Genomic DNA, 9,521 nt, shown 5'->3' on the forward strand with positions numbered 1-9,521 from the left:
CTAAAAATTAAGCATTGTTTATTCTTTAATATTTAGCCATAATATTCTATTAATAATGAAGTATTAAAAAATAAGCACCCCTGTTATTATGTAATAGGCAAATATTTAAGAACAAACAAATTATTTTTTGTAAGATTTTGCGGTATTTATTTTTATATTTGTTTGTATCAACGATTTTGTATACTAAATCTAATCTTAGGAATTGTATGAAAAAGATACCTTTTAACCGACTGATGTTTTTGCGTTTTAATACAAGCTTTGTTATAGCAATAAGCCTAATCCGATTAGAATGGATTAAATTTTTAGGCCCGTCTACAATACCACAATGCAATTTTCTAATAGTTTATCTAGATAGAAATTCTAATTTATCCTATACCGTTGTTAATACATCTGTAAGGGTGTAATTATATAAACTATTCCCAAAAAGAAAGTAATTAAACTTCGTTATTATACCCCCCTTATTTATATAATTTATGAAACAAAACAAACTTTTGCTATTGGTTCTTTTTTGTTCCTGTGTATTGTTATCCAACTCATTAAATGCCCAATTAATGGCTGTAGAGTCTAAAGATACTTTGAACGGAAAACCCAAAGTTACTGCCAGACTTATAGGAAGGCTTAAATTAAATGGTATTTATGATATTAAGGGAAGCCTTGCGGGTAATAGTTCGTTTCTTATACATAAAAACGATGTTTCGGGTTTAGATATACCTTCTTTTAGTATGGATATGAGACAGTCGCAATTGCGTTTTGTTAGCACGATACAATTAAATAATGGTAAAGAATTAAAATCAATGTTAGAAGCAGATTTTGAAGGTGCTAATAATACGTCTCAGTTTAGGCTGCGTCATGCTTATGTTCAGTATGATCATTGGACAGTAGGACAAACGTGGTCAAATTTTGGAGATTCATCCTTATGGCCTTCGCCATTATTAGATTGGGATGGGCCTACTGGTATGGTACTTTCTCGTAGGATTCAAGTACGTTACACAGGTCTTTTTAAAGAAAATGGACATACCTCTTTTATGCTTTCGGCAGAGTATATGGAGCCGCGCCGTTTGTATGATTATACGTTAAGTCCAACTTATGGTGTAGATTATGCTCCCTCTAGAGCTCCCGATGCTGTAGCTGGTATACGATATGCTTTTGATAACGGAGGTTTCATGAAATTATCAGGTCTCTATCGCAGTATTGCTTATGACTCTGAGGATATTGCAGCTGGAAAAACAGAGTTTGAATTTGATTCTCAAAGTGGTGGTGGTGTTACTGCCATGACAAGTATATTTTTTAGAAAAAAATCAGGTTTAGTAAATAATCTACAAGCACAATGGACAATCGGTAAGGGAATTAGTGATTATTTTCTGGCCATAGGAGGATCAGGTCTTGATGGTTTTGCCAGATCAGATTTTTCAGGAAAACTAGATCTATTACCTGTACATGCTGGTTTTATTTCGTACGAACGTTTCTTTAATAAAAAGTTTCACTCGATGGTTATGGCTTCTTACAATCATTTTTATGATGGAGCAGGCACACTAGCAGGTTGGGACCGAATGACAAATTACCAGTTTACGCTTAACGCATCGTATGACTTCTTTGATTTTCTAACAATTGCACTTGAACCACAAATAGGGTACAAACAATTGCAATATGCCGATGGAAGTACACAAGGAGCTAACGCCGTTCGCATCAATTTTGGGATGCTATTTAATTTCTAATATCAGGATTAACCAAATAAATATTTTAAAAAATGAAAAAATTAGTACTTGTATTTTTGTTGTGTATTGCAACATCTTTGGCCTTTGGACAACAAAAGCCCAGAATCATAATTCTTGCCACGGGTGGAACTATAGCAGGCGAAGGAAAATCTTCGGATAGAGCTGGATATACTGCGGGTAAAATTCCTGTAGCTGATCTTATAGGAAGTATTCCGAGTATAAACGCTATTGCAGATATTAGCGGAGAACAAATATCTTCTGTAGGTAGTCAGGATATGAGTATTGAAATATGGAAAAAACTAGCTGTACGTATTAATGAAATATTTAGTAAAAATGAGGCAGATGGTGTCGTTATAACGCATGGTACAGATACTCAGGAAGAAACAGCTTATTTTCTTGATTTAGTTTTACCGCATGAATTACCTGTTGTAATTACAGGATCTATGCGTCCGGCAACAGCTATAAGTGCAGATGGACCTAAAAATCTTTTTGATGCAATTACTGTCGCTGCAGATCCTAAAAGTAAAGGGCGTGGTGTATTAGTATCTTTTAATGAATCAATCTACGATTCCAGAGAAGTTACTAAAACTAGTACAACAAAAGTAAATGCTTTTAGATCGCCAGATTCTGGACCACTTGGAGAAGTATATGATGGTCGTGTAGAATATTACAAATCATCGGTAAGAGAAACAGCAAAAGAAGGACCTTTTGAAGTAAATAAAAATACAAAATTACCTAAAGTAGAAATTGTATATATGTATGCCGATGCATCTCCAGAATATATAGATTATTTAGTAAAACAAAAAGTAAAAGGTATTGTAATAGCTGGTGTTGGAAACGGAAATTTCTCTAAAGCTTTTACCGAAGCTATAAAAAAAGCTACTAAAGCAAATATAGCAGTTTGTCGCTCAAGCCGTTGTCTAGAAGGCAGAGTAGTGCTTGATGGAGAAACAAATGACAATGAACTTGGTACAGTAGTATCAGATAATCTTAGTCCGCAAAAAGCAAGAATATTATTGATGCTTGGACTTACAAAATCAAAAAACAAAAAAGAACTGCAAGATTATTTCTTCCGTTTTTAATTTCCTTTTTTAATAATTTAACACATTACATTATGAGTAACTTTCGTACAGAACATGATTTTCTTGGAGAAAAACAAATACCAGACAATTGTTATTATGGAGTACAGACAGTACGTGCCAAAGAAAATTTTGATATAACAGGAATTCCTATTGGATCAGAACCTTTATTTATTAAGGCTTTTGGTCATGTGAAAAAAGCTGCAGCCATGGCCAACAGAGATCTTGGTGTATTAGATGCTAAAAAAGCCGAAGCTATTATTTATGCTTGTGATAGATTAATTGCAGGAGAATTTGCAGACCAGTTTATAAGTGATCTTATTCAAGGAGGAGCAGGTACATCTACCAATATGAATGCTAATGAGGTAATTGCAAACTTGGGATTGGAATATATGGGACATAAAAAAGGAGAGTATCAATACCTTCATCCTAATAATGATGTAAACCTTTCGCAAAGTACAAATGATGCCTATCCATCGGCTTTTAGAATAGCAATTTATCTTAAAATAGAGTATTTTACAGAAGCTTTAGCGCAACTGCAAGAAGCTTTTTTTCAGAAAGGAAAAGAGTTTGCTAATGTTATTAAAATGGGACGTACGCAATTACAAGATGCTGTACCAATGACATTAGGACAAGAATTTAATGCTTTTGCAACAACAATAGGCGAAGATGTAATTCGTTTACGCCAATCAGAAAGATTGATTACAGAGGTAAATATGGGAGCAACTGCCATTGGTAGTAAAGTAAATGCTCCAGAAGGTTATCCAGAACTTTGTGTAAAATACCTTGCCGAAGTAAGTGGAGTTCCTGTTACGCTTGCAGGTGATTTATTTGAAGCTACTTACGACCCAAGTGCTTTTGTAGAAGTAAGTGGAACTCTAAAAAGAAGTGCAATTAAATTGAGTAAAGTTTGTAATGACCTTCGTTTATTAAGTAGCGGACCTCGTTGTGGATTTAATGAGATTAACTTACCAGCGCTTCAGCCAGGGTCTTCGATTATGCCAGGAAAAGTAAATCCTGTAATACCCGAAGTAGTAAACCAAACTTGTTTTTATGTTATTGGTGCCGATTTAACGGTTACAATGGCAGCAGAAGCGGGTCAATTGCAATTAAATGTAATGGAGCCAGTAATTGGGTTTGCCTTGTTTACATCATTAGAGTATCTTACTAAAGCTTGTAATACTTTAAAAGATAAATGTATTGTAGGTATAACTGCCAATGCGGAACATGCAAAAGATTTAGTAATGAATAGTATTGGTATTGTAACACAACTTAACCCAATTTTAGGATACGAAGCTTCTTCAAGTATTGCCAAAGAAGCACTTAAAACAGGTAAATCGATACACGATATTGTAGTAAATGAAAGAAAACTCATTACCCAAGACAAATGGGAGGAGATTTACTCGATAGAAAACCTTATTAATCCTAAATTCATCACTTCATGATATTAGTACAGTTCGCTATACTTATGGCCATGATCCTTATAGGGTCAAGACTTAAAGGGATAGGTTTGGGAGTTATGGGAATGATAGGACTACTTATTTTTGTTCTGTTTTTTCATATGCGTCCAGCCGATCCGCCTATAGCGGTACTTCTTATCATTTTAGCCATTGTAACCACAGCTGCCACCTTACAGGCAGCTGGAGGTTTGGATTATTTGGTAAGTATTGCCGAGATGATTATTAGACGTAATCCGAAGTATATAACTTTCATAGCGCCATTTACAGTTTTCTTCTTATGTCTATTTGCAGGAACAGCGCATATAGTATATTCACTCCTTCCTATTATAGCCGAAGTATCAGCCAAGAAAAGAATACGACCAGAACGACCGTTGAGTATATCTGTTATCGCATCACACATGGCACTTACGGGTAGCCCAATGAGTGCAGCAACGGCTTCATTGGCAGCAATACTAGCTTATTCTACAGCAGTTGTAGATATAATGAAAGTATGTATTCCTGCTTGTATGATAGGTATTATAGCTGGTGTTATTTCGGTATGGAAAAAAGGAAAGGAACTTAATGATGATCCAGAGTTTATCGAAAAAATGAAAGATCCTGAATTTGCTGAGAGTATAAACAAAACATCCGAAACAAATAGAGAGTTAAAACCAGGTGCAAAAACAGCAGTATTTATTTTTGGTAGTGCCATATTACTCATCATATTTTTTGGAGCATTTCCGCAATTTATTCCAAATGTTGGAGAAGGAACTGCAGGATTTGCAGTAGGAGCAGATGGAGCAATTAACCTTACAGGATTAATAATCATGATAACATTATCGGCTTCGGCATTGATAATGATAATTACCAAAACACCTCCAGTGTTGGTAGCAAAAATGAGTTTGTTTACATCAATGGCTACTGCAATTGTATCAGTGTTAGGTGTAGTATGGATGAGCGCAACTTTTATGGGAGCAAATAATGCTTTAATAGAAAGCACTTTTAGAGATATAACATCAGAGTATCCTTTTACTTTTACCTTTGCCTTGATTATTATGGGAGCATTGACTTTTAGCCAGGCTGCTACAACAAAAATTATGATGCCAATAGGATTGTCTTTAGGAATTGGTCAGCCACATCTTATAGCGATGTTTCCAGCTGTAAATGCCGACTTTATATTACCGGGTTATCCTACATTAGTCGCAGCCATGGATTTTGATCGTACAGGCACAACTCGTATAGGGAAATATGTTGTTAATCACAGTTTTATGCTTCCCGGACTTGTTACCATTGCTGTAACTATCGCTTCAGGTTTTTTATTAAGCATGTTTTTATAGTACTTAATTAATGATTTGTTTTTCTTGTTTCATAATGCAAGAAAAGCAAATCATTACTAATTTTAAACCTATAAAGTTTCGATTAAGAATTTAAAATTAGCAAAAGATTTTTTTCACGCAGATAGTACAGATTAAAGCAGATTTTTTAGCAAATGAATCTGCATATATCAGCTTAAATCTTTTGGAATCTGCGTGAAAGAATATTTACCCCTTTTTAATGTTGAGTCTACCTATGTGTCAAAACTAATTACAATGAACAGATTAATTTTGAGTATTGTGTAATTAATTTTAAACCTATAAAGTTTCGATTAAGGATTTAAAATTAGCAAAAGATTTTTTTCACGCAGATAGTACAGATTAGAGCAGATTTTTTAGTAAATGAATCTGCATATATCAGCTTTAATCTTTTGAAATCTGCGTGAAAGAATACTTACACCTTTTTAATGTTGAGTCTACCTATGTGTCAAAACTAATTACAATGAACAGATTAATTTTGAGTATTGTGTAATCTTTTTTTACTTGAAGTATTACTGCTACCATTACTACAGGAAGCAGCTGCTAAAATTCAAATTAGCAATCTATTACATCCTTACTACAAAATATTTTTTTATATATTTGATTTTATATATTCGTTTTTAATTAATTCGAAATACTAATTTTTAGTGCTTTTTGAATAATACTAAAAACGTTTTTTTTGTTTAAAAGAATTTCTTGCCCCAGAAGTTTTTTTAGGATTGTCGCCGTAAAAAGCACCAAAAATAACCTACTGTATAAAACAAAATGATCAAATTTAGAATTAGATTTTTATGTACCTCTATTTTATTTGTAACCTTCGTACTTAACGCTCAAATTAAGAAAATAGGTGTTCCTTTTATAACAAATTATAGCCCTAAAACCTATAAAGCAGCTTCTGAGAATTGGGATGTTTTACAAGACTCTCAAGGAATGATGTATTTTGCCAATCATTTTGGTTTATTACAATTTGATGGAGTAAGATGGGGGATAATTATGCAGCCAGAAAACAAGAGTATGGTTCGCTCCCTCGCGATAGATAAAAACGATAAAATTTTTATAGGTGCTCAAGGCGATTTTGGGTTTGTAACCAAACAGCCAAATGGTCAATACGATTATACATCTTTAGTTAAATTACTTCCAGTTTCATCCAGAAATTTTAGTGATGTTTGGCATACTATTGTTCATAATGATGAAGTGATTTTTTTCTCGTACGAAGCTCTTTTTATTTATAAGAAAAATAAAATTCAAGTTATAAAAGCCATTACGAGTTTTGATGAGTTTTTTAAAATTAACACTAATCTTTATGTATTAGATAATAAGAAAGGATTACTTAAAGTAAAAGATGATCAGTTGAATTCTATTGATGGCGGTTCGAAATTTGCAGGAATGAAAATCCTGAAGCTATTCGGAACCGAAAATAACCTAACATTATTAACTCAAAAAGACGGCTTTTTTATTTATAAGAATAGCCAATTAAAACCTTTAAAAACCGAAGGAGATTATCTTTTAAAACAAAATCAGGTTTCTGTTGGTATTCTTCTTCCAGATGGATATTATGCTATTGGAACACGAGAAAACGGACTCATTATTATTGATAAAAACGGACGCTTAATTCAGCATATAAATAAGCAAATGGGTTTGCAAAATGAGTATGTTACCAATCTTAAACTCGATGCAGCAGGTAATTTGTGGGTAACACTTAAAGATGGGATTGCGCTTATTCAAATTTCATCGCCATTATCAAGAATTCTGGATACCACAAACTTCGAAACCAAAATATATTGCAGTCAGATTTATCAAAATAAGTTATATATAGGAACGGATAATGGATTGTTTTGGTTGGATTGGGAGAAATACAAACTTGGGCAACACGGAAATATACATTTTCAGCGTGTAGCGGGAATGTCTGAAACGGTATGGAACATTGGTGTTTTTGATAATGTACTTTTGGCTTTCGAAAAAAACGGAATATTCGAGATAAACGGAAGTGCAGCAAAATTAGTCGCAAAAACAGATGGAGTATGGCAAGGTATAGTTATGCCAAATCATCCCGATTTGTTACTAGTTGGAGGATATTCGGGATTATATTTATTAAAAAAGGTAAATCAATCTTGGGTATATCAGTTTAAAATTAAAGGCTTTAAAGAAAGTAGCAGAGTAATTGCGATTGATAAAGAAGATAATATTTGGATAGCACATGGATACAAGGGAATCTTTAAAATAAGATTGAATAATACATTTGATAGTATTGCAAGCATGCATTTTTATGACAAGAAAGACGGTTTTCCGTCGAGTATATTTTTGAATACAGTCAAGCTAAATAATCAAATTCTTTTTGGTACTACAAAAGGGGTTTACAAACAAGATTCTTCTACAAAACGAATGGTTCCGGATGCTGTTTTTAAAAAGTATTTGGGTATGAATAATCACATCAGATTACTCAAATCCGACAATAAGAATGCGATTTGGTATGTTTCGGGAGATAATACAGGAAGAATCAATCAGAAAAAAGACGGAGGTTTTTCTATAGATGAATTGCCTTTTAGAAAATTGAGGTATTTATATATTCCTGGCTTCGAAAACATACAAACTACTCAAGAGGGAGATGTATTTTTTGGCACTCAAGACGGATTGATTCATTATAATAGTATTAAAAATAAAAGTTATGGTTTAAAATACAAAGCAGTTATATCCGAAGTAAAAAGTATTTTTCCAAAAGACAGTCTATTATATTCAAGCAGATACGATGTTCTTTCGGCAAAAGAAATAACTACAAATGATAAATTTTATCCAGTTTTGCCTTATTCTAAAAATGCACTTCATTTTTCGTTTGCTGCACTTTGGTATGATGATGCCGATGGCACAAAATATGAATATTGGTTAGAAGGTTTTGAACCAAAATGGTCTGATTGGGGACCACAAACAGAAAAAGAATACACTAATCTACCCGAAAACGAATACACTTTTCATGTAAGAGCCAAGAATATATATGATGTAGTAAGCGAAGAAGCTGTTTTTAAATTCGAAATTCTGCCGCCTTGGTACAGAACGAGTTGGGCTTACATCACGTATTTATTCCTTTTTGGAACTCTAATCTATGTAATTATTAAATATCAAAAAAAATTAGCAGAACGTAAGCGTCAACAATTAATTCTAGATCAGGAAAAAGAACTATTGCTAAACCAAGCAGCATTTAATGAGCAAAAACTGTTATTAGAACAAGAAAACATGAATGTGATTCGTGAAAACTTAGAAGCTACAATTAATCTCAAGAATGCCAAAGTAGCTTCAAATACAGTCAATTTGATACATCTTAATGAAATTTTATTATCTATAAAGGAACTTATTAATCAAATTGATAAAAAGAATGATTCCGCTATAAATTTGGGTTTCTTAACCAAAATCAATCGAATAATTGATCATGAATTGCAAGGAGATAAACATTGGAATGAGTTTGAGGAAATTTTCAATCAGCTACACGATAATTTTATCCAACGTTTAAAAGCAAGTTATCCCGAATTAACGCCCCGCGATATGCGATTGTGTGCTTATTTGCGTATGAATTTTAATACCAAAGAAATAGCACCACTTTTAGGTATTTCGGTTAGAGGAGTAGAAGATACCAGATATCGTATTCGTAAGAAACTCCAGCTTTCATCTGAAGCAAATATTACGGAGTTTATACTCAACTTTTAAAGCTTAACCGCAATCTTAAATTGTCTATAAATGAACACGGATAGGGACGCGGATGATACGGATTTACAAAAGTAAAGTCGCGGATTAAAAACGGATTTTTAAAAATAATAGATAGAAAATCCGTTTAATCTGTGTTTTCGCTTAAGCGAATCTGTTTTATCCGTGTTCCTTTTCGCAAAGAGTTACTGACTTAAATTGTCTGTAAAGGGACGCGGATGATACGGATTTACAAAAGTAAAG

General features: G+C 33.3%; 5 protein-coding genes. All 5 read left to right on the plus strand.

The window, feature by feature from the left end:
* Positions 1–473: 473 nt before the first annotated feature.
* The 5 genes from B8T70_RS21755 to B8T70_RS21775 all read left to right on the plus strand — a co-directional run bounded on the left by B8T70_RS21755 (position 474) and on the right by B8T70_RS21775 (position 9,281).
* The gene (locus tag B8T70_RS21755; RefSeq protein WP_123912147.1) at positions 474–1,715 is read left to right on the plus strand and encodes a DcaP family trimeric outer membrane transporter; all 1,242 of its coding nucleotides are present in this window, start codon (positions 474–476) and stop codon (positions 1,713–1,715) included.
* A 32-nt stretch (positions 1,716–1,747) separates the two neighbouring features.
* Positions 1,748–2,797 carry an asparaginase gene (locus B8T70_RS21760; RefSeq protein WP_039114361.1) on the plus strand — a complete coding sequence of 350 codons (1,050 nt, stop codon included), beginning with the start codon at positions 1,748–1,750 and terminating at the stop codon, positions 2,795–2,797.
* 32 nt (positions 2,798–2,829) lie between these two features.
* On the plus strand, positions 2,830–4,239 hold the full coding sequence (aspA, locus tag B8T70_RS21765; protein WP_086896214.1) for an aspartate ammonia-lyase: 1,410 nt from the start codon (positions 2,830–2,832) through the stop codon (positions 4,237–4,239).
* Entirely contained in the window at positions 4,236–5,570 is a 1,335-nt protein-coding gene (locus B8T70_RS21770; protein ID WP_086896215.1) for an anaerobic C4-dicarboxylate transporter family protein, read from the plus strand. The genes aspA and B8T70_RS21770 overlap by 4 nt, the downstream gene beginning before the upstream one ends.
* 780 nt (positions 5,571–6,350) lie before the next feature.
* Positions 6,351–9,281, plus strand: a complete 2,931-nt coding sequence (locus B8T70_RS21775; protein WP_086896216.1) for a triple tyrosine motif-containing protein — start codon at positions 6,351–6,353, stop codon at positions 9,279–9,281.
* The last annotated feature ends 240 nt before the right edge of the window (positions 9,282–9,521 follow it).

This window comes from Flavobacterium sp. AJR (genome assembly GCF_002156885.1).
Taxonomy (GTDB): Bacteria; Bacteroidota; Bacteroidia; order Flavobacteriales; family Flavobacteriaceae; genus Flavobacterium.

What these genes read in the sequence shown, in the direction of transcription:
- B8T70_RS21755 (WP_123912147.1), top strand. Translation starts at nt 474, where the DNA reads ATGAAACAAAACAAACTTTTGCTATTGGTTCTTTTTTGTTCCTGTGTA.
- B8T70_RS21760 (WP_039114361.1), top strand. Translation starts at nt 1,748, where the DNA reads ATGAAAAAATTAGTACTTGTATTTTTGTTGTGTATTGCAACATCTTTG.
- aspA (WP_086896214.1), top strand. Translation starts at nt 2,830, where the DNA reads ATGAGTAACTTTCGTACAGAACATGATTTTCTTGGAGAAAAACAAATA.
- B8T70_RS21770 (WP_086896215.1), top strand. Translation starts at nt 4,236, where the DNA reads ATGATATTAGTACAGTTCGCTATACTTATGGCCATGATCCTTATAGGG.
- B8T70_RS21775 (WP_086896216.1), top strand. Translation starts at nt 6,351, where the DNA reads ATGATCAAATTTAGAATTAGATTTTTATGTACCTCTATTTTATTTGTA.